General features: G+C 66.9%; 12 protein-coding genes. 2 read left to right on the top strand and 10 right to left on the bottom strand.

The window, feature by feature from the left end; genetic code table 11:
* Positions 1–2: 2 nt before the first annotated feature.
* Together ACVOKU_RS03515 and ACVOKU_RS03510 are read right to left on the bottom strand one after the other, a co-directional pair.
* The gene (locus tag ACVOKU_RS03515) at positions 3–1,979 is read right to left on the bottom strand and encodes a sialate O-acetylesterase (RefSeq protein ID WP_481559277.1); all 1,977 of its coding nucleotides are present in this window, start codon (positions 1,977–1,979) and stop codon (positions 3–5) included.
* Between the two features lie 2 nt (positions 1,980–1,981).
* On the bottom strand, positions 1,982–4,156 hold the full coding sequence (locus ACVOKU_RS03510; RefSeq protein WP_481559091.1) for an alpha-glucuronidase family glycosyl hydrolase: 2,175 nt from the start codon (positions 4,154–4,156) through the stop codon (positions 1,982–1,984).
* Positions 4,157–4,248: 92 nt separating this feature from the next.
* Between ACVOKU_RS03510 and ACVOKU_RS03505 the strand changes: the two genes are divergently transcribed.
* On the top strand, positions 4,249–5,307 hold the full coding sequence (locus tag ACVOKU_RS03505) for a LacI family DNA-binding transcriptional regulator (protein ID WP_481559090.1): 1,059 nt from the start codon (positions 4,249–4,251) through the stop codon (positions 5,305–5,307).
* 73 nt (positions 5,308–5,380) lie between these two features.
* On the opposite strand, the gene ACVOKU_RS03500 is transcribed toward ACVOKU_RS03505, so the two are convergent.
* The 8 genes from ACVOKU_RS03500 to ACVOKU_RS03465 all read right to left on the bottom strand — a co-directional run bounded on the left by ACVOKU_RS03500 (position 5,381) and on the right by ACVOKU_RS03465 (position 19,064).
* Complete coding sequence (locus tag ACVOKU_RS03500; protein ID WP_481559089.1) at positions 5,381–7,930, bottom strand: glycoside hydrolase family 3 N-terminal domain-containing protein; 2,550 nt, start codon at positions 7,928–7,930, stop codon at positions 5,381–5,383.
* Between the two features lie 5 nt (positions 7,931–7,935).
* Entirely contained in the window at positions 7,936–9,345 is a 1,410-nt protein-coding gene (locus ACVOKU_RS03495) for a sugar porter family MFS transporter (RefSeq protein ID WP_481559088.1), read from the bottom strand.
* A 45-nt stretch (positions 9,346–9,390) separates the two neighbouring features.
* The gene (xylA, locus tag ACVOKU_RS03490) at positions 9,391–10,725 is read right to left on the bottom strand and encodes a xylose isomerase (RefSeq protein WP_481559087.1); all 1,335 of its coding nucleotides are present in this window, start codon (positions 10,723–10,725) and stop codon (positions 9,391–9,393) included.
* 46 nt (positions 10,726–10,771) lie between these two features.
* Positions 10,772–12,265: a xylulokinase gene (xylB, locus tag ACVOKU_RS03485; RefSeq protein WP_481559086.1), complete on the bottom strand. Its 1,494-nt coding sequence runs from the start codon at positions 12,263–12,265 to the stop codon at positions 10,772–10,774.
* A gap of 197 nt (positions 12,266–12,462) precedes the next feature.
* The gene (locus tag ACVOKU_RS03480; RefSeq protein ID WP_481559085.1) at positions 12,463–13,992 is read right to left on the bottom strand and encodes a tryptophan halogenase family protein; all 1,530 of its coding nucleotides are present in this window, start codon (positions 13,990–13,992) and stop codon (positions 12,463–12,465) included.
* Between the two features lie 12 nt (positions 13,993–14,004).
* The gene (locus tag ACVOKU_RS03475) at positions 14,005–15,021 is read right to left on the bottom strand and encodes a cupin-like domain-containing protein (protein ID WP_481559084.1); all 1,017 of its coding nucleotides are present in this window, start codon (positions 15,019–15,021) and stop codon (positions 14,005–14,007) included.
* Positions 15,022–15,030: 9 nt separating this feature from the next.
* Positions 15,031–15,789 (bottom strand): SapC family protein, encoded by a 759-nt coding sequence (locus ACVOKU_RS03470; protein WP_481559083.1) that lies wholly within the window; start codon positions 15,787–15,789, stop codon positions 15,031–15,033.
* 137 nt (positions 15,790–15,926) lie between these two features.
* Positions 15,927–19,064 carry a TonB-dependent receptor gene (locus tag ACVOKU_RS03465; RefSeq protein ID WP_481559082.1) on the bottom strand — a complete coding sequence of 1,046 codons (3,138 nt, stop codon included), beginning with the start codon at positions 19,062–19,064 and terminating at the stop codon, positions 15,927–15,929.
* 402 nt (positions 19,065–19,466) lie between these two features.
* Between ACVOKU_RS03465 and ACVOKU_RS03460 the strand changes: the two genes are divergently transcribed.
* Positions 19,467–20,714, top strand: coding sequence for an arsenic transporter (locus ACVOKU_RS03460; protein ID WP_481559081.1), 1,248 nt, complete (start codon positions 19,467–19,469; stop codon positions 20,712–20,714).
* Positions 20,715–20,734 lie beyond the last annotated feature (20 nt).

Genomic DNA, 20,734 nt, shown 5'->3' with positions numbered 1-20,734 from the left:
CTTCATCGTCGGGCCTCGGCGTCGGCAATGGGAAGTTCGAACGGACCGGCCGGCGCCCCGCTGCTGTCACGCAGCGTGCACACCGGGCCATCGGCCCAGCAGTAGCGGACATGCGTCGGGCGCAGGGACGGCAGGCTGCGTAACACCACGCGGCGTCCATCCAGTTCAGCGTCGCTGTACTCACAGCGCGGCGCAGCGGCATCGCAGAGTTCAAAGCCGATGGGGTGCTTCGAACCGATTGCTGCCAGGGCGCCGTCGACATCCTCGAATTCGACGGCCACGCCCGCCGTCACACGCAGGGCCCTGGCCGCATCCGGCCCTGACGGGGCCACTGCGTGCTCGCCGTAGATGACGTGGCGCGCGACCCGGGCCAGACGGCGACCCAGTTCCTGCTTGTTCGGTGGGTGGATGTCGTAGGCATCGCCGATGTCGATGGCCACGGCAAGGCCACTTCGGGGATCTTCGGCCGCGACCCGGCGCTGTGCGTCGCGCACCTGCGCCCATCCGCTGTCCGCAGGGGCGACGGGCGGTTGGCCATAGCCAGCCAGCTGCACCAGCAGCAACGGCGTATCCGTACCGAACTGGCGTCGCCAGTCGTCGCGCAGAGAGCGCAGCAGTGCCGCATATCCGGCACCGTCGCCGGTGTTCGACTCCCCCTGGTACCACAGCATGCCGCGCAGTCCGACCCTGCCCAGTGGCGCGATCATGCCGTTGTACAATGTCGACAGACCCGTCGCCGCCTGCCAGGGAGCGAACGGGGGCGCCTGTCCGCCAGGTGCCATCCGGTACTGCCAGCGCGTATCCAGCACCACCCGCTGACCGTCCTCCAGGATCACCACATGTGCCGTGGCGGGGCCGGCCAGGCCGCCTTCACCATAGGTGTCCAGCACATTGACCACGACACTGTTGGAGCCCGCCCTCAACAGCCCCTTCGGCAGCGGATAGCGCCGCTCACCGGCGCCATACTGGCTGCCCACGGCGACGCCATTCACCCAGGTCATGTCCGTCTCGTCAACGGATGCCAGTTCGAGCGTCGCGCCCTGTGCCGCCTGTTGCGCGCTCAGCGTGACCTGCGTGCGATACCAGACCATGCCGTTGTAATCGGCAAGCGCCGGGACGTTCCACCGCTCCCATGCCCCCAGCGCTGCCGGCGCCGGTTGCCATCCGCTGTCGCTGGCCTCCGCGCGCCACGGCGCTTCGCCAGGCACAGCGTCATCGCGCGTCGCCCACCACTGTTGCCAGTACCGCCCCCAGCGTGCGCGTGCCGCCAGGGGATTACCGGCATACAGCGCGAGGATATCCAGGGGCTCTGCCATGCCCCGCTGCGCGCGCAGCGCATCGGCGCTGGTCCATGCCTCGATCCGCGAGCCGCCCCAGGCGGCCTGGATCAATCCCATCGGCACGGCGACCGTGCGCTGCAGCTCGCGTGCAAAGTAGAGGCAGGTCGCGGAGAAGTCACGCACCGTGGCGGGCGATGCCGGCGTCCATGCAACCGCGCTCTGGAATGTCGTCTGCGCCTGCACCGCCGCGGCCTGCGGCACGGTGAACAGTCGGATCGTCGGCAGCGTGGCGGAGGCGATCTCGCTGCCTGCATTGAGCGCGCGCCACACGGGCAGCTCCATGTTCGACTGTCCGGAGCACAGCCAGACATCGCCGACCAGGACGTCGCGGGCGATCTGGATGTCCCTGCCGGACGTTGCCTGCAGCATGTGGGGCCCGCCTGCCGGCGTCGGCTGCAGCGTCGCCTGCCACCGGCCCGTGGCATCCACCTGCGTGGTCACCGCCTGCCCGGCGAAGGTCACGGAAACCTCCTGCCCCGCAGGTGCCTGGCCCCAGACCGCGATCGGCCGATCACGCTGCAGGACGGCATGATCCTGGAACAGCGGATGCAGCAACGCCGCCGGCTCTCGTGCCGCAACGGACCCGGCCATTGCAGCCAGGGCCAGCAGCAGGGCCGCCCTCCCGGCCCGTCCGATCATGCTCATCGTCCATCCCCCGGTGCGAAAGGAAACTGCAACGCCTGGTAGTACGACAGCGGGTGCGGCGGTGGCGGTTCGCCGGGCGGCAACGGCCGGCCGCTGAGCGACTGGAAATACGCCACGCTGGCATCGCGCCACCATTGCGCCTCCTCCTGCTGGATCTGCAGGAACGCGGCCACGTGCTGATAGCGTTGTGGATCGATCCGGCCCTGCAGGGTTGCCCAGGTAGCCTGCAGGGACTGCACCTGGCGCACGCCACGCGAGTAGCGTCCTACCAGTTCGTCCCACAGCAACCGCCCCGAACGCATGCGGTGATCCCACGGCACATGATGGAACCACAGCAGCAGCGACTCCGGCACCCGCGCCAGGTCGCCGTACTCCGCGGCGACCGCCGGGGCGTACTGGGATACCGCGCTGCTCCCGGCCGAGGTGCGGTCGAAGCCCACGCCGTGCCGGTCCGCGCGGTGGTAGTACACGGACGTCCAGTCGGCGCGCGGCCCTCCATCCACCCAGGGGCCGGGGCCGTAGTGATGCCCACGGGTCATGAGGTGATGCAGGCCCAGCGGGGTCATGTAGTCCACCGCCGCTTCGCGCGAGGCCATCATCATCCGCACGATCGGGCCGGTCACCTGCGGGTCCGGCGAGAACGTCAGCGCGGCCCAGTCTTCAGCGATGGCGCGGGCAGACTGCTGCGGATTCCAGGCCAGCCGCCCGAAGGCATACCAGTTGGCCTGATCGAAGTGCGAGCCGCTCCAGGTCCGGTCCACGCCGATGTTGGCGACGCCGGCGATGCCGGTCAGCGCATGGCCGTGCAGCGAACCGTCGACCACACGTGCGACCGTGGAGCCCGCTCCGCGTACCCGGGTGTCGGCCCGCAGCACTTCCTCGTACAGCGTGCCCAGGTACACCAGGTGCGTCGCAAAGCCCAGATACTCCTTGGTGATCTGGAACTCCATCATCAACGGCGTGCGTGGCATTGCGCCGAACAGCGGATGGAACGGCTCGCGGGGCTGGAAATCGATCGGCCCGTTCTTCACCTGCACGATCACGTTGCGGCGGAAGGCACCGTCCAGGCCGATGAACTCACCGTAGGCCTGCTTGGCGCGATCTTCGGGTACCTCGTGCGAGTAGACGAAGGCACGCCACATCACCACGCCGTTGTGCGTCGCCAGGGCATCGCCCAGCAGGTTGGCACCGTCGGCATGGGAGCGGCCGTAATCCTGCGGGCCGGGTTGGCCCTCCGAGTTCGCCTTGACCAGGAAGCCGCCGAAATCCGGGATGAGGGCGTAGATCTCTTCGACCTTTTCCCGCCACCAGCGCTGCACCTCCGGATCCAGCGGATCGGCCGTGGCCAGGCCTCCGAGCTCGATGGGCGCGCTGAAGCGTGCGCTCAGGTACACGCGGATGCCGTAGGGGCGGAACAGGTCCGCCAGCGCGGCGGCCTTGGCGAGATAGGCCGGCGACAGGCTCAGGGCGCTGGCATTGACGTTGTTGAGTACGGTGCCATTGATGCCCAGCGACGCGTTGGCGCGGGCGTAGTCGGTATAGCGCGGGTCACGCCACTGCGGCAGGGTCTGCCAGTCCCACAGGGAGCTGCCTGCGTAGCCGCGTTCGACGTAGCGATCCAGGTTGTCCCAGTGATCGAGCACCCGCAGCGCAACCCGGGGCGATTCCCGCACGTCCAGCGACTGCAGCGATGCGCCACGCTGCAGCAGCCGCAGCAGGTGGAAAACGCCGTACAGCACACCGATGTCCTGCCGTGCCGCCACCAGCAGAAGATCGCGTCCTCCGCTGCGGACCCTCCTGATCAGGTAGCCATCTTCGCCCAAGGTGGCAATGTCTTCGCGGAACGGCGCGACCAGCATCGAGGACTGCGGCGTGCCCAGCACCAGGGCGTGATCACCGGCAAGGTCCGTGCGGATGGGCGGCGCCGTTCCCAGTACCCCGGGAAGGCCGCGCGCCAGTTCATCACGCGCGGCGCGCTGGGTAGGCGTCTGGTCAGGGGCGACCACCTCGCCCAGCTGCAGCCGATAGCCGGCAGCGACCTCCGCGGCCGCCGGCACGTAGCGCATCCACAATGCGTAGCCATCCTCAGCATGTGCGCCACCGGCGCATGCCAGCAAGGCAAGGGCGGCGCACAGCCGTCCGCCGACAGCACGGAACAACGGCGTTAACATTCGACTTTGTAGACTACGACCGGCGCCGGAACGGTTCATCATCTGCCCTCGCACCTGCGCGGCAACGCCACCAAGAACAAAGGGATCGTGCATTGGACAAGCCGAAGAAATCGGTTCGCCGCAGAACCGCGGGCGTGACGATCGACGAGGTTGCGGCCCTTGCCGGCGTTTCGCCGATGACCGTGTCGCGGGTGATCAACCAGGGCAAGGTGCGGGACGTCACCCGCGAGCGGGTGATGCGTGCCGTGCGTGAGCTGGGCTATACGCCCAATCTGGCGGCCAGTTCGCTGGCCGCTGCGCAGCACACGCGCATTGCGCTGATCTATACCAATCCCAGCGGTGCCTACCTGCGCGAACTGCTGGTCGGGCTGCTGCGCGTCGCGTCCAGTTCTGCCATCCAGCTGGTCATCGACTACTGGGACAACCTTGACGATGAGTCCGAGCGCACCGCAGCGCGTGCCCTGGCGAGCCGCGTCGACGGGGTGATCCTGCCGCCGCCGCTGTGCGAATCGCAGGCGGCCGTGAGTGAACTGGTGAAGGCCGGCATCCCGGTGGTGGCCATCGCATCGGGGCGCCTGAGCGAGGCGCTGTCCTGCGTCCGCATCGACGACTTCAGCGCAGGCAAGGAAATGACCGAGCACCTGATCCGGCAGGGCCACAGCCGCATCGGCTTCATCCGCGGGCGCCGGGATCTGAGCGCGAGCGCGCGTCGCTACGATGGTTTCGTCACCGCGTTGCAGGAAGCCGGACTGTCGGTGGAACCCGGCCTGGTCCAGCACGGCGACTACACCTACCGGTCCGGGCTGGCCGCCGCCGAGAAGCTGCTGTCCCAGCGTCGGCCGCCGACGGCCATCTTCGCCAGCAACGATGACATGGCGGCAGCCGCCATCTCCGTGGCGCACCGACGCGGCCTGGAGGTTCCCCGTGACCTGTCGGTGGTGGGCTTCGATGACACATCGGCCGCGACGACCGTGTGGCCGGAACTGACGACGATCCATCAGCCGATCGCCTCGATGGCCAATGCTGCCATCGATATCCTGCTGCGCACCATCCGTCGCCCGGCCGGAAACACACCCGTACTGCGGGATCATGTCGTGCCGCATCGCCTGATCGCTCGCGACTCGGTGGCGGCCCCGCCCACGCACCGGTAGCGCACAGGCCGGTGTCATGCCGGCACCCGCACGGTGCCTGTGTCGATCGCGCGGGCCTTCAGGCAGGATGCCATCACGCACCGCATCCGAGGGTGGTCTCGGCTTCGTTCAGCGCGCCCAGCGCCACGCGGGACACGGAGATCGTCATTGCATCAGCCGTCCCCACCGACCACGGCCGATCCAGCGCACCCACCTTCGCTCCGGCCGCAGCCAGGCATTTCAGGGGAATGCCCACGCGCGTCCACTGGCCGACCGGGAGCGCCGCCAGCGTAGGCCCGATGGCGATGCGCGCCGAGCACCCGGCACCACAGCCCACCGACAACCACGCCTCGCCACGCGGTGCCACGTCGACACGCAGCGTGGTCAACAGCATCAGATCACCGTTGGCTTCCCGCTGCAGGTCCAGCGGCGTGTGCGACTGCAGTGCGACCACGGCTTCCCCCTGACCCGACCAGGCAAGACGTCGGCCATCCTCCTGGGCCAGATGATCCACACCGGTGATCTTCAGACGGTCATCTGCCAGTGCATCCGGCACGCTGATCACGGTCATGCCCTGCCCCGCACCATCTTCCAGCCGCAGCGCCATGCCGGCACCTGCATCGCCGCGGGCAAAGAAGACACCGGTTGCCCCCTCGTTGCCGGTGACGCCCGAAACTTCCGGCAGTGCCGCCAGATCGCCCTTGTCGGCATAGCTCAGACCGAAGCCGAACGGGAACAGCGGGGCGTAGTCCTTCTGGCCGACGTTGTTGGCGTACTGCGTGGCCGTACGTGGCCAGCTGAAGCTGAGTCTGCCCTTGAAGTCGTGCTGCATGCGGCCATCCGGACCACGCAGCAGTACGTCGGCAACGCCACCGCCTTCCGATCCCGGCAGCCACGCCGCCACGAAGGCGTCCGCGGCATTGATTTCCCGGTTCACCCAGAGAGGTCGCCCGCTCAGGAAGACCGCCACCACTGGAATGCCGTCTTCCTTGAGCCGGCGAATCAATCCCAGATCCGTTTCATCGCCGGGCTTGTAGGCCAGCGTGGGCAGGTCGCCCTGGAACTCGGCATACGGATCTTCACCGAACACCACCACCGCCACATCCGGCTTCACTGTGTATCTGCCATCGATGGCAAGCGTGGCCTCGCCACCCGCGGCCCTGGCCTGCTGCGCAATGCCCTCGAAGATCGTATCCGCATTGGGGAAGTCCTTGCGGGTGGTGCCGGTGCCCTGCCAGTTCAGCGTCCAGCCGCCGGCCTGCTTGCCGACATCATCGGCACCGTCGCCGGCCACGAGGATCCGCTGCTTCGGCGACAGCGGCAGGACGCCGTTCTGGTTCTTCAGCAGCACCAGCGATTCGCGCACCGCCTGCCGCGCCACCGCGCGATGCTCGGGGGCGCCGATCAGCGCGAACTGGCCACCCACCGCCCGGGTGGAAGGCCTGCCCGCCTCGAACAGGCCCAGGCGGAACTTCACCCGCAGGATCCTGCGCACCGCATCATCCAGCCGCGCAGAAGTGATCCTGCCGTCCTTCACTGCCGCCAGGGTGGTTTCGTAGAAGCCCTTCCAGCTGTCCGACGCCATGGCCATGTCCAGGCCCGCATTGATGGTGGCTGGACAGTCGGTGGTCGTGCAGCCCTTGATCTGTCCATGGCCATTCCAGTCGCCGACCACGAATCCGCCGAAGTTCATCCGCCCTTTCAGCACGTCGGTGAGGTAGTGCCGGTGGCCGTGCATCTTCTCGCCGTTGACGCTGTTGAACGACGCCATGGCGGTCTGTGCTCCGGCAGCGATCGCCGGCGGATAGCCGGCCGCATGGATGCGCACAAGCTCGGCCTCGCTGATGCGGGTGTCGCCCTGGTCCTTGCCGCCGGTCGTGCCGCCGTCGCCCAGGAAGTGCTTCACCGACGCGATCACATGGCGGCCATCAAGAAAGTCAGGCGACCCTACCCTGCCCTGCAGGCCCTCCACCATTGCACCCGCATAGCTGGCCACTACGGCGGGAGACTCCGAATAGCCCTCGTAGGTACGCCCCCAGCGGTCATCCTGCGGAACCGCGACCGTCGGCGCGAACGTCCATTCCATGCCGGTGACGCGTGTTTCCAGCGCGGTGATCTCGCCGATCCTGCGCAGCAGCTCGGGATTTCGCGCGGCGCCGAGCCCGATGTTGTGCGGGAACAGCGTGGCGCCGATGATGTTGCTCTGCCCGTGCACCGCGTCGATACCGAACAGCAGCGGAATTGCCTTTCCACCCTGCGAGGTGTCCATGGAGGCGTCGTAGAACGCGTCCGCCAGCGCCAGCCATTCGGCGGGCGATGCATCGTAGCGGCCGCCGGGATCGGAGTTGCCTCCGGCCAGGATCGAGCCGAGCCGGTACCTGCGCACGTCGTCGGGGGTGATGCTGGCGATGTCTCCCTGCACCAGCTGGCCGACCTTTTCCTCCACGGTCATGCCGGCCATCAGTTCGGTGATGCGCTTCTCCAGTGCGGCATCCTCGGCCAGGGGCCAGGCCACCTGTGGCCATGGATCGGCTTCGGCGGCGGTGGCCTGTGGTGGCCGGTCGCCCCCCTTGCAACCGACCAGCACCAGCATCAATCCGGCGATCAGCGCGCCGGCGCGGCGCATGGAATCCTGCGATGTCATGGCGGTCATCCTTCCATCTGCTCCAGTTCCTTGCCCTTGGTCTCGTGCACATGGCGCAGCACGAACACGACCGAGACCACCGCGGCCACCAGGTAGATGCTGTAGGTTGCCGCCAGCCCGGCCGCGGCCAGCAGCATCGGGAACGTCACCGTGACCGCGAAGTTCGACGTCCACTGCGCTGCACCGGCGACGGCCAGTGCCGAGCCCCGGATCTGGTTGGGGAACATCTCGCCCAGCATCACCCACATCACCGGTCCCCAGGACAGATTGAAGAACACGACGTAGGCATTGGCGGCGACCAGCGCCAGGGTGCCCATGCGGCCCGGCAGCTGCAGGTGCCCGTCGGCCAGCGAGCCGCTGGCGAAGGCCACCACCACCAGCGCCAGGGATACGGACATGCCCACCGAGCCGATCCACAGCAGCGGCTTGCGACCGATACGGTCGATCAGCAGCACGGTGACGAGGCATGCGCCGATGCTCAGTGCGCCGGACAGCACATTGATCAGCAGCGCGTCGTTCTCGGAGAACCCGACCGCCTGCCACAGCACGGCGCCGTAGTAGAAGACCACGTTGATGCCGACCAGCTGCTGGAAACAGGCCAGGCCGACACCCACCCAGACGATGGGACGGATCCGCCCGGTCGCCCTGCTCCTCAGGTCGGACAGCCGCGGACGATGATGGTCGGTGGACAGGGAGGCCTCGATCTCGTCGAGCGTGAGCTGTGCCTTGCCGCGGCCCAGCAGCCGGGTGAGAACCCGCAGTGCGTCCTCCTTGCGCCGCTTCACCACCAGGTAGCGGGGGCTCTCGGGGATGGTCAGCAACAGCAGCAGGAACACCAGCGAGGGCACGGCCTGCATCCAGAACATCCAGCGCCAGGCGGCCTGCCCTGCCCACAGAGGCTCCGTCGATGCCCCGGCGGCGGCGGCCAGCAGGTAGTTGGACAGGAACGCTGCGGTCAGCCCGCTGATGATCGCGATCTGCTGCACCGTAGCCAGTCGGCCACGGTAACGGGCGGGTGCCACCTCGGCGATGTAGGCCGGTGAAATCACGCTCGCCGCGCCAACTGCAAATCCCCCTATCACCCGCGCGACGATGAACCACGCGGAAGAACCCGCAGCGCCGGCCCCCAGCGCCGACAGCAGGAACATCACCGCCGACAGGATCAGCACATTGCGCCGCCCCAGCCGGTCGGCCAACCTGCCGGCGCTGAAGGCGCCCACGGCGCAGCCCAGCAGCATCGAAGCGATCTCGAAGCCCTGCATCCATTCCCCGGAGCGGAACGCCTGATGCAGGCCGTCCTGGGTGCCGTTGATGACGCCACTGTCGAACCCGAACAGGAACCCGCCAATCGTTGCCACCACGCTGATCAGAACGATCAGCCGTGTGTTCTCTCCGCCATCTGCTGCCTGGTTCATCGACATCCCCTCGATCGCTCCATTGCCGCCCTGACGCTGCCGTGCTCAGCGCAGCAGATACTGGTTGAGCAGGTTCTCGTAGCGTTCCTGCTTGCCGCTGGTCTGGCGCGGCTCGCCGATATCGGCGGCCAGCGCGGCCAGGTCGGCAAGGCTCAGTGTGCCGCGCTCGAAATCCTTGCCGGCCCCCGCGTCGAAGCTGGCGTAGCGCTCCCGGCGCCACTGCTCCCAGGGCGACTCGGTGAGCAGTGCGTGTGCCACTTCCAGCCCTCGTGCGAACGCGTCCATGCCGCCGATGTGGGCAATGAACAGGTCTTCCAGGTCAGTCGACTCCCGGCGCACCTTGGCATCGAAATTCAGCCCGCCCTCCAGCCCACCCTGCCGCAGCACGACCAGCATCGCGCCTACGGTGTCGTACAGGTCGCTCGGGAACTGATCGGTATCCCACCCGTTCTGCGCGTTGCCGCGGTTGGCATCGATGCTGCCAAGCAGGCCATGGTCGGAGGCCACCTGCAGGTCATGCTCGAAGGTGTGCCCCGAGAGCGTGGCGTGGTTCGCTTCGATGTTGAGCTTGAAGTCCTTGTCCAGCCCGTGCTCCTTCAGGAAGCCCACCACGGTCGCGCTGTCGAAGTCGTACTGGTGCTTCATCGGCTCCATCGGCTTGGGCTCGATGAGGAAGTTGCCTTTCAGGCCGATGCTGCGGCCGTAGTCGCGGGCCATCGTCAGGAACCGCGCGAAATGCTCGATCTCGCGCTTCATCTGCGTATTGGCCAGCGACGCGTAGCCTTCGCGCCCACCCCAGAACACGTAGTGCTCGCCCCCCAGCTCGACGGTGGCATCCAGCGCGGCCTTCACCTGCACCGCGGCACGGGCAACGACGGCGAAATCAGGATTGGTCGATGCGCCGTTCATGTAGCGCGGGTGCGAGAACAGATTGGCCGTACCCCACAGCAGCTTGACCCCGGTGGCGTCCTGGCGGGCCTTGGCCAGGCGCACCATGTGCGTGAGATTCTTCTGGTACTGGCCGATGTCGTCTGCATCCGGCGCCAGGTCGATGTCATGGAAGCACCAGTACGGCACGCCCAGCTTGGTGAAGAACTCGAAGGCTGCATCGACCTTCGCCTCCGCAGTGGCCAGCGGCGAACCGGCCTCCCACGGAAACTGCCGGGTTCCCGGTCCGAACGGATCGTGGCCGGCGTTGCAGAAGGTGTGCCAGTAGCACACGGCGAAGCGCAGGTGCTCCTGCATGGTCTTGCCGCCGATGACCCGGTTCGCGTCGTAGACCTTGAAGGCGAGCGGATTGTCCGAGTCCCTGCCCTCGAACGGAATGCGGCCGACGCCCGGGAAGTACTCTTTGGCGCCGATGAAGGGCTGCGTGGTCATGGTACGTGCTCCTGTCGTTGTGCGGGATGTTGGAGGGAGGCGGACCTCAGCCGCGCTGCAGCGGCGTGACGGCCTCGAGATGGCGGAGAAAACGCGAATAGGCGGAGGCATAGGCCGCACTGCGGCCGGAATCCGGACGCGCGGACAGTGCCGGGTCCACGCGGACATGCTGCGCGGTGACCTCGCTGATCGGCGCGGCATCACCCTGCGACCGCCCGATGGCCCACAGGGCCTGCAGCGCCGCACCGAATGCCGCGCCTTCGGCCTGCACCGGCACGTCGACCGGCAGTCCGAACACATCGGCCACCAGCTGCCGCCACGCGGCACTGTTGCTGCCACCCCCGGTAAGCACGATGCGGTCGAACTGCATGCCGGCGCGTCTGAACGCGTCGTAGCCGAACTTCAGGCTGTAGGTCGCCCCTTCCATGGCGGCGCGGTAGATGTGCGCCGGCGTGAAGTTGTGGGTGTCCAGGCCGGCCAGCACGCCCTTGCCCAGCGGCAGGTCGGGGGTGCGCTCGCCATTGAGGAACGGCAGCATGACCAATCCGCCAGCGCCGGGCGGCGTCGCGTCGAGGTGGGCATCGCCGTCACGCGTACTGAAACCGAAGGTGCTCGCTACCTGCTCGGTCACGACGGTGCAGTTCATCGTGCAGATCAGCGGCAGCCAGCCGCCGGTGGAAGAGCAGAAGGCGGCCCAGGCCCCGTCCGGATCGATCACCGGTGAGTCGGAGTAGGCAAACAGCGTGCCCGACGTTCCCAGGCTCATCGCCAGGCGGCCTTCCGTGACGCAGCCGGTGCCGATGGCCGCCATCATGTTGTCGCCGCCGCCGACCGCCACCTTCACCGTCACCGGCAGTCCGAGCATGCTGGCCGCCGCAGGGTCGATATCGAACAGCGCGTCGGGTGGGGCGATGGGCGGAAGGCAGGCAGCAAGATCGCGGTCCGGATCCGTGGCGCGCAGCAGCGCCTGCGACCACGTGCGCGTGCGCACATCGAGCCAGCCCGTGCCGGACGCATCTCCGTGCTCGCAGAACCGCTGCCCGGTCAACACGAAATTGAGATAGTCGTGTGGCAGCAGGATGGTCGCCAGCCGCGCATAGGCTGCCGGGCGATGCGTCTTCGTCCACGGCAGCTTGGAGGCCGTATAGCCGGCAAGGATCGGATTGCCGGCCAGTGCAATGGTCCGGTCGATTCCGCCGGCGGCATCCATGATCCGGGTGCATTCGGCCGACGTGCTGGTATCGCACCAGAGCTTGGCCGGCGCCAGCACGTCGCCCGCCGCATCCATCGGCACGAAGCCGTGCTGCTGGCCCGATACGGCCAGACCTGCAATGCCTGACCGGAGCGATGGATCAATCCCGTCGAAGCAGGTGCGCAGCGCCGCCACCCAGTCCGCCGGCACCTGTTCCCGGCTGCCATCGGCGCCGCTGCTCATCTCCAGCGCCGCGCTGGTGCGGGCGACAACGGCACGTGCCTCCGGGTCGTAGACCAGCACCTTCAAACTCTGCGTTCCTGCGTCGACACCGGCAACCAGACCCATCGAAACCGCCTCCGAAAACCGAAAAGTTAGCGCTACCATTTCTGACATTCAAAAAAGGAGGCCTTGTTGCACTGCCTCCTCGTTTGCACGGCGTGCGTGCCGCCCGCCGTGATGCCGCACTGTAACCAGCCGCGGCGGAAAAAGCGTGCTGCAACGCAAAACCCTGCTCGCCGTCGCGGTGTCTGCAGGCAGACCTGTTACGACGCCGCCCTGCTCGCGTGCCATACCTCGGGGCCCGACCGGCAATAGCGGTCGATGAATTCCGCCTGCGATGGCATCTGCGTGGCCGCCTGCCGCACCGGCTGCTGGATGCGTTTCAGCAGCGTGCGCAGGTCGGCGTCACTCAGTGCCCGCGCAAGCGGGTGCGGACGGCCCGGCTGGATGCCCTGGCCAAGCAGCACACTGGTCCACGACTCCACCCGGAACAGCTCGCCGGGGTCCTGCCACGCGTGCGCGCGCTCACGCCACGCGCGCAGCCGCTGCTGCAACGACTCGGGCACCGCCATCTCGCGGCACGCCTTCCACAACGGCTCGTCGCGCTGCGTGGCGTGGTAATGCAGGATGATGAAGTCGCGCACGTGTTCCATCTCCTGGCGACTGACTTCGTTGTACAGCTGCACCAGTGAGGCCGCGATGCCATCGAACGGAAACAACTGGATCAGCCGCACCACGGCGCTGATCGTCAGATGGATGCTGGTGGATTCCAACGGTTCGATGAAGCCACTGGCCAGCCCCAACGCCACCACGTTCCTGTTCCAGGCCTGCAGACGGCGTCCACTGCGGAAGGGCACCTGCCAGGGTTCGCGCAGCGGCGGTGCGCCCACGTCGCGCAGCAGTTTTGCCCTCGCCTCGTCGTCGGACATGTGCCGGCTGGAATAGACCAGCCCGCATCCGACCCGGTGCTGCAGCGCGATATGCCATCTCCATCCGGCCTCGTGGGCGATGGCCCGGGTGTACGGCACCGGTGGAGCGACCGATTCGGTCTGTACTGCGACAGCACGATCGCACGGCAGCCATTCGTGCCAGTCCTCATAGCCGGTCTTCAAAGTCTGCTCGATCAGAAGGCCACGGAAGCCGGTGCAGTCGATGAACAGATCGCCCTCGATGACCTGCCCATCGTCCAGCACCAGCGACTGCACCGAACCATCATGCGCATGCTGTCTGACCTCGGCGATCCTCCCTTCCACCCTTCGCAGCCCGTGCGCCTCGGCCCTGCGGCGCAGGAACCGGGCGTAGAGCCCGGCATCGAAGTGATAGGCGTAGCTGGGCTGCGGCTGGGTCTGCAGCGAGAAGCGGTCGTCGCGCGAAGCGACGCTCTCCAGGCAGAAGTCGCCCAGGTCCGATGGCATGCCGCGGCGGAGGCTGTCCAGCCAGAAATGGTGGAACGGCGTGGCCCAGGTGCCCTGGCCGATGGTGCCGAACGGATGGAAGAAGCGCTCACCCGGCAGGCGCCAGTTCTCGAACGAGATCGACAGCTTGAACGTGCCGGCCACCGCGCGCAGGAACTCCTGCTCATCGATCTGCAGAAAGTGATGGAAAGTGCGGATGGGCGGTACGGTGGACTCGCCGACACCGACCGTACCGATCTGCTCGGACTCGACCAGGGTGATGTCCAGCTGGTCACGGAACTGATGGGACAGCGCACATCCGGCCAGCCAACCGGCGGTGCCACCGCCGGCGATGACCACCTTGCGGATGCGTCCTTCTGCTGTGTTCGCAGTATCCATCACGGTGCCCCCTCAGCGGTTGAGTCTGCCCAGCAGCATCGCGCGCATGCGGCGTGCGCGTTGCTCGTCGAATGGTGCAAGATCCCCCCGCGCATCGTCGGGCAGGTGCTGCCCCGCGCGCTCGCCGGGGCCGAATACGTAGTACTGGAAGAGCGCTTCCCACGCCTTCTTTTCACGCGCGGGCAGATCGCGCAGGGCCCACATCGCATGGTGCAGCGCCGGCAGGGGCGAGCCGAGGAAGGCCGGCGAGCTCCGCCACCAGTAGTTCACCAGCACATTGAACGGCGCCAGGCTGCGCACGTGGTGCCACCACATGCCGGGAATGAAGATGGCATCCCCGGGCTCCAGCACTGCGCTGCGTGCACTCGCCAGGGCCTGCCTGAAGCGGGGATACCGGTCGAAGTCGGGACGTTCGAAGTCCACCACGCTCACCACCTGGCCGCCTGGCGTGGGATCCAGCGGGCCGGGGTAGAGATTGTCGATCTGTTCGGGCGGGAACAGCGTGAACTCGCGTCGGCCCACCGCGCAGCACGCAAGGTTGTCGGGGGTATCGAAATGGCACGATGCGGTGACGCGGTTGCCGATCCAGATGCTGGCCAACGCCTCGATGCCCTGCCCCGCCAACCCTGCGTGGTTGGCCTGTGCGAATGCCGGCAGCAATGCCCGCTCCACCGGCAGCGACGCCACGTAGTAGGTGGGCGGCCTCGGCTCATGCAGTGTCGACGCGATGCCTTCCAGCACCTCGCTGAGCGATGCGCGACGGACCTCGAAGTTGAGCCGGCTGAAGTCGGCGGTGTAGAACGGGCGCCCGTCGATGTCCGGCCCGCCGAACGAGTACTGGATGGGCACGCCCGCGTCGACGCTGCCCAGGTAGGCCAGCGCGTCCCGCGTGGAGCGCTGTCCAGCCTCGACCAGCGCCCAGTGTGACGCGATGCCCCGCAGCACCACCGGCTCTCCGGCCTCGACCAGCGAGGCCAGAGGCAGCGCAGCAGGATCGATGCCCTCCAGTATCCGCATCGCAGCCCCCATCGCCCGCCCTCAGTTCCTGGCCGTGGACGCTGCTGCATCCTGCGCGCGCAGGCGCCGCTGCTTCTCGGCGATCAGGCGGCGCATGTTGTGCAGAGAGGCCAGCATCAGATAGGCGCCCTCAAGGCAGCCAGCGCGATTCAGCGCGGCCAGCGTCGCGTCGTCCAGCAGGGCCAGGCGCTCACGGTCGATGCCGTGCAGTCCGTTCACGCTCACCCGGTGATGCTGCGTGATCTGCACGTCGAGCGTGATCGGCTGGATCAGTCCGCTTTCGTCGAGCATTGCAAACATCGCGGCGCCGAACGCGCTGCCATCATGGATGCCACGCAGCACGCCGGCGATGTGGTCCAGGTAGGGGGTGTTCCCACCCTGCGGCAGGAACAACGGCTCGCCGGCCTCGGTGCTGACCCGGGGATGGTCCAGATCGACATGCATCACCGCCTCACGGGTGAGCACACCGTCGATGTAATGCTCCTGGAATCCGATCAGGAACGGCCCCTTCGCTGCGGCTCCAGGAAGATAGGAGGCGTTCCAGCGGCCGTCCTGCAGGAACAGGTTCTCGTGCTGTTCAAACCCGAGCAGGGCGACGGCCTGCCATTCGCCAGATCCGGCCGCCTTGCGAAGGAAGATGGGATATTCCCGCTGCAGTTCGGCGAACTCGCTGGGATAGGCCGGCACCATGCCCACGGCGTCGCCGAACTCGGGGCCGAAGCCGGTGGCGACCCTCAGGTCCCGATGGGCGATGTTGTTGAGCATTTCATAGCGGGCCATCAGGGTGTCCAGTCCGGTGCGGGGCCAGTGGCCGGCAGGGTACCGCCGGCACGTGCGACAGGTGCTGCGTCAGGACAGGCCCGCGCGGTACCGTTGCCGGGACAACGGTACCGTGCCGGGCGGGTCCGTCGCCAGACTCAGAACTTGTAGCGGACACCCAGCATGTAGCGTGGGCTCTGGTCAGCCAGCTTCACGATCATCTGCGACGTGCGCGAGCGCCAGCGTACGTCCTCGCCGGTCAGGTTGATCGCTTCCAGTCCGAACGACCAGTGGTCGTCCAGCGTGTAGTTCACGCTCAGATCCCACTGCTCGTACGCCTCCACATAGTAGGGATTGCGGCTGGCGCCCTGGTTGGCCAGGATCAGGTACTGGTCGCGCCAGTTCCACGCCAGGCGGACCGACCAGCCGTACTTCTCGTACATGAGCATGGCATTGGCGGTATCACTCAGACCGGTGAGCGAGAACTGGTCGATGCCCGGATCGCCGCCATTGTTGTAGCCGACATCGCCACTGACGATCGTATAGTTGGCCAGTATGCCGAAACCGGTATCGCCGAAGAAGTACTGCCCGCCGAGCTCCCAGCCGTGCAGCTTGGACTTGTTCTGGTTGATCGGGCGGTTGACATTGAACTGGTACAGCGGATCGTCCGCCTGGCCATACAGATCGTAGGCCGCTTCGGTGGCCAGCACCTGCGCGTCGGTTCCGTTGTAGGCCGCCAGCCCGGCGGGGTTGTTGCGCAGCAAGGCCAGCGCGGTGAACAGCGAGGTGTCGTTGGCCGAGCAGGCGGCCGCATTGGCGGCACCGACCTGGGAGACGCAGGCTGCACTGGTGAGGAAGTCCAGAGCCGCACGCGCATCCGGGCCGGACGTGGGATCGGTCAGCCCGTACAGGCTCTCCTGGACAACGGTATTGCCGATGAAGTTGTCGACCGACTTGTTCCAGTAGGTCAACGACACATAGCTGGCGTCGGCGAAATACCACTCCAGGCCGAGGTCGAGGTTGTCCGATTCCAGCGGCTTCAGGCTGGGATTCTGCGCGTTGCCGCTGGCGCGCGACGACGGATCGATCAGCACCGACCCGAACGGTTGCTGTGCGCCCGGGCCCGCATAGAGATTGCCGTAGGGCGCGCGGGCGATGCTCTTGCCGAACGAGGCACGGCCTTTCAGCTCATCGGTGAAATCAATGCTGAAATCGAGATTGGGCAGGATGTAGCTGTACCTTGCCTTCTCGGTGAAGGGCTGCTGCTCGTCGGACAGCACGATGCGGAAATCGTTGTTGGCCTGCCACTCGATGGACTCGGGAACAGCGATGACAGAGGTCGAGACCACGTCGGTGGTTTCGTAGCGCACGCCCAGCCGGGTATTGGTGCGCATGCTGCCCAGCTGGCCATCCAGTTCCACCTGGAAGTAGGCCGCCTTGGTCTTCTCTTCCACGAAGTTGTCGGCCGCGCGTTGCGGGCTGACTCCCAGCCCTACGCCATATTCGTCGGCCGCCCACTGTGCGAGCTGGCCAGCGTTGCCCCGCCATGCGGGCCAGCTGCTGGCGCTGTAGTCGTCGAACAGGCCGACGATGTTGACCGGACGCAGCAGATCCATGAGCCCGGCATCGGTATCCCGGTTCACGTTGGCCACGCCCCAGTCGCCCAGGGTCGAGTAGGCCTCGGCTGCCTGGATGCGGTGCGTGGTCGACTTGTTGGTGTCCACACCGAACTGGAACCGCCCCTGGTCGAAGTTCCATTCGCCGTCCACGCGGGCCTGCTTGATCTCGCTCACCTGCGACTGTGCGTTGACACGCAGCACCTGGGTGCCGATCTCGCCCTCCTGGAAGCCCGGGTTGACCACGCCGTTGGTGCCGGCGATCGCATCTGCCGTGCTGGGATACCAGGTCTGCGTGCCGACCGGCAGACCATTGTTGAACTCCAGTTCCTGCACCCAGGAGCCACCGCAATGGGGGCCACGGGTACAGTTGTTGGTGCCGGCAATGCTCATGAAGATCGAGCCGCCGCCGGTGAGCGGATCATTCGGACGACTCTCGTTCTTCGAATTGTGTGCGTCGAAGCTCAGCTTGAAGCGGTCGGTGACATTCCACACGGCATTGAAGCCAAGCGACCCCAGCTTGTACTCCTGCATGCTGCGCTGCTGTTCCAACCCGAAATCCTTGGTGCCGGCGATCTCACGGATGTAGACCGGAGTGGCCACTGCGCCGCTGGTATCGAACTGGACGTTGGTGTAGTTGCTGTTCTGCAGCCACATGCCCTGCTCGCCACGGTTCTCGGTGATCTCGTTGGTCGAGTAGGTGTAGTCCACGGTCAGGGTCAGGCTGTCCGTGGGCGCGAACTGCAGAACGGCCTGGCCGTTCACACGTTCCCGCTCGAACTCCGAGAATGCATAGCGCAGGTCGTTCGGGCGTGCATAGAGCTGGCCGATCTCCGGCGCGTTGACCACCGTCGGGTTGCCGGGCATCGAGCCCGTCCACGGCTGCACGTTCCAGTAGTTCTCCGTGGCCTGCACCGAGCCGCCCTTGCGCTTCTGCTGGCTCGCGCTCAGGCTCACACCGAAGGTCTTTTCCGGGTTGCTGTAACTGAAGATGCCCGACAGCTCCGGCGTCAGATCATTGTCGAACGGCTGGCTGCGGTCCGAGACGAGCTTCGCGCCGACATTGGCGATGATCCCTTCGTGATCCAGCGGCCGCGCGGTCAGGATGTTGATCGTCGCGCCGATGCCGCCGCTGGGTACCTGCGCCTGGCTGGTTTTGTAGACCTCGATGCCGTTGATGGCCTCGGCGGCCAGCTGCGCGAAGTTGAAGGCGCGGGTGCCACCGTCGACGCCACCGATGGCGACCTGCCCGGACGCGCCGAATGCATCGGCACCGGGCATCTGGCGTCCGTTGAGGGTCACCATGTTGAACTGCGGACCGAAGCCACGTGCAGTGACCTGTGCACCTTCGCCGTCACGACGCTCGATGGAAATGCCGGTGATGCGCTGCAGCGACTCCGCCAGGTTGGTATCGGGGAACTTGCCGATATCCTCGGCACTGATCGCGTCCACCACGCCAGCCGAATCACGCTTGATGTCCATGGCCTGGCTGAGGCTGTTGCGGATACCGGTCACCTGCACCGCGTCCAGCTGAGTAGGCTGCGTGGGCTGCGTCTGCGCCGTAGGCGGTTGTGCGGTGGTCGTGGAGGCCTCCTGTGCGAAGGCGGGATTGATCACCAGGACGCCGCCGACGAACGTGAACATGGCCCTGGAGCGGAACTTCGCCAAGGTCCGGCTCATGGACGGGTCCTCGGGTCTGGAGTAGCACGGAAACTGCGAGCGCTCATGAAAGTCCCCTATGACATACGATCGAATGGATGTACCGCCCCCTCCCAGGGGCACGCACGGGCGAGGCCCGTATTCCAAACCGAACATCGCGGGCGCCGGACGCGCCGCGACTCAAACTCGCTTTCAAGCCTGCCAGGACGAACACGCGGTAAAGAAGGCAGCCCCTGGACCCAAAACCCCGAATCTATTGGTAGCGCTACCATCGCGTTGAGGCGCAGACTAATCACCCTGGTTCCCGCTTGTCACCGTGCAGCGCAGCAAATCATTCCCGCGGCAGTCCCCTTGTGCGCATCGCACACGCGGCCGCGGCGCGACCCACACGGTATGATGCCGCGTTTCCTGCTCCCCCTCCCCATGCTCGCTTCCTACTCCTCCGCCATCATCTGGTCGGCGGTGGCGCTCGCCACCGTGGGTCTGCTGTTCCGTCCTTTCCGCCTGCCCGAGTATGTCTGGGCCGTCGTGGCGGCGGCGCTGCTGCCGCTGACCGGTGTGATGCAGGTCGGCACGGTCCTGGGCGCGGTCGCCGAAGGCGGTGATGTCTATCTGTTCCTGGTTGGCATGATGGTTCTGGCAGAGCTCGCGCGGCGGGAAGGCCTGTTCGACTGGCTGGCGCTGTACGCGGTGCGGCACGCGGGTGGCTCCGGGCGGCGGCTGTTCGACCTGGTGTTCCTGGTCGGCACGCTGGTGACGGTATTCCTCTCCAACGACGCGACCGCGGTCGTGCTGACCCCTGCGGTCTATGCCGCCTGCAGGGCGGCCCGTGCCAATCCCCTGCCCTACCTGTTCGTCTGTGCGTTCATCGCCAATGCGGCAAGCTTCGTGCTGCCCATCTCCAATCCGGCCAACCTGGTGGTGTATGGCAGGCACATGCCACCGCTGCAGCAGTGGCTGGCGCAGTTCGCGTTGCCGTCGCTGGCGGCGATCGGTGCGACCTACCTCGTCCTGCGCTGGGTGCACCGCCGCGATATCGCGCAGCCACTGGCCCCGGCGCCGGAACATCGCCCCCTGTCTGCTGGCGGTCGCTTAAGCGCTTACGGCGTGCTGTTCACCGGCACAGCGCTGCTGGTGACGTCGGCGTTGAATGGCCCGCTGGGTCTGGTGACCTTCTGCGCAGGCAGCGCGAGCGTCGTCGCCGTCGCCCTTCGCCAGCGCCAGAGTCCGCTGCCGCTGCTGCGCAACGTGTCCTGGGGCGTGCTGCCGTTGGTGGCAGGTCTGTTCGTGCTGGTCGAAGGTGTGGCACAGACCGGCGTGATACAGATGGCGGCCAGTGCGCTGGAGTCCCTTGCCCGCACCTCACCGCAGCAGGCCGGGTGGCTGGCCGGCTCGGCCGCAGCTCTGCTCAGCAACCTCGCCAACAATCTGCCGGTGGGTCTGGCCGCAGGCTCACTGGGGCAGATGGCCGACCTGCCGGCGCAGACGCGCGCCGCACTGCTGATCGGTGTGGACCTCGGCCCGAACCTGTCGGTGACCGGTTCGCTGGCGACCCTGCTGTGGCTGGTGGCCCTGCGTCGCGAAGGCGAACATGTCAGCGGGCTCGACTTCCTGCGCATCGGCGTGCTGGTGATGCCGCCCGCACTGCTCGGGGCGTTGCTGCTGCTCTGAGCCATCGCGGGCCCGGCATC

The organism is Stenotrophomonas sp. STEN147 (assembly GCF_056757995.1).
The sequence above is the reverse complement of the archived record's forward strand: the minus strand, read 5'-3'. Positions and strand labels throughout refer to the sequence as shown.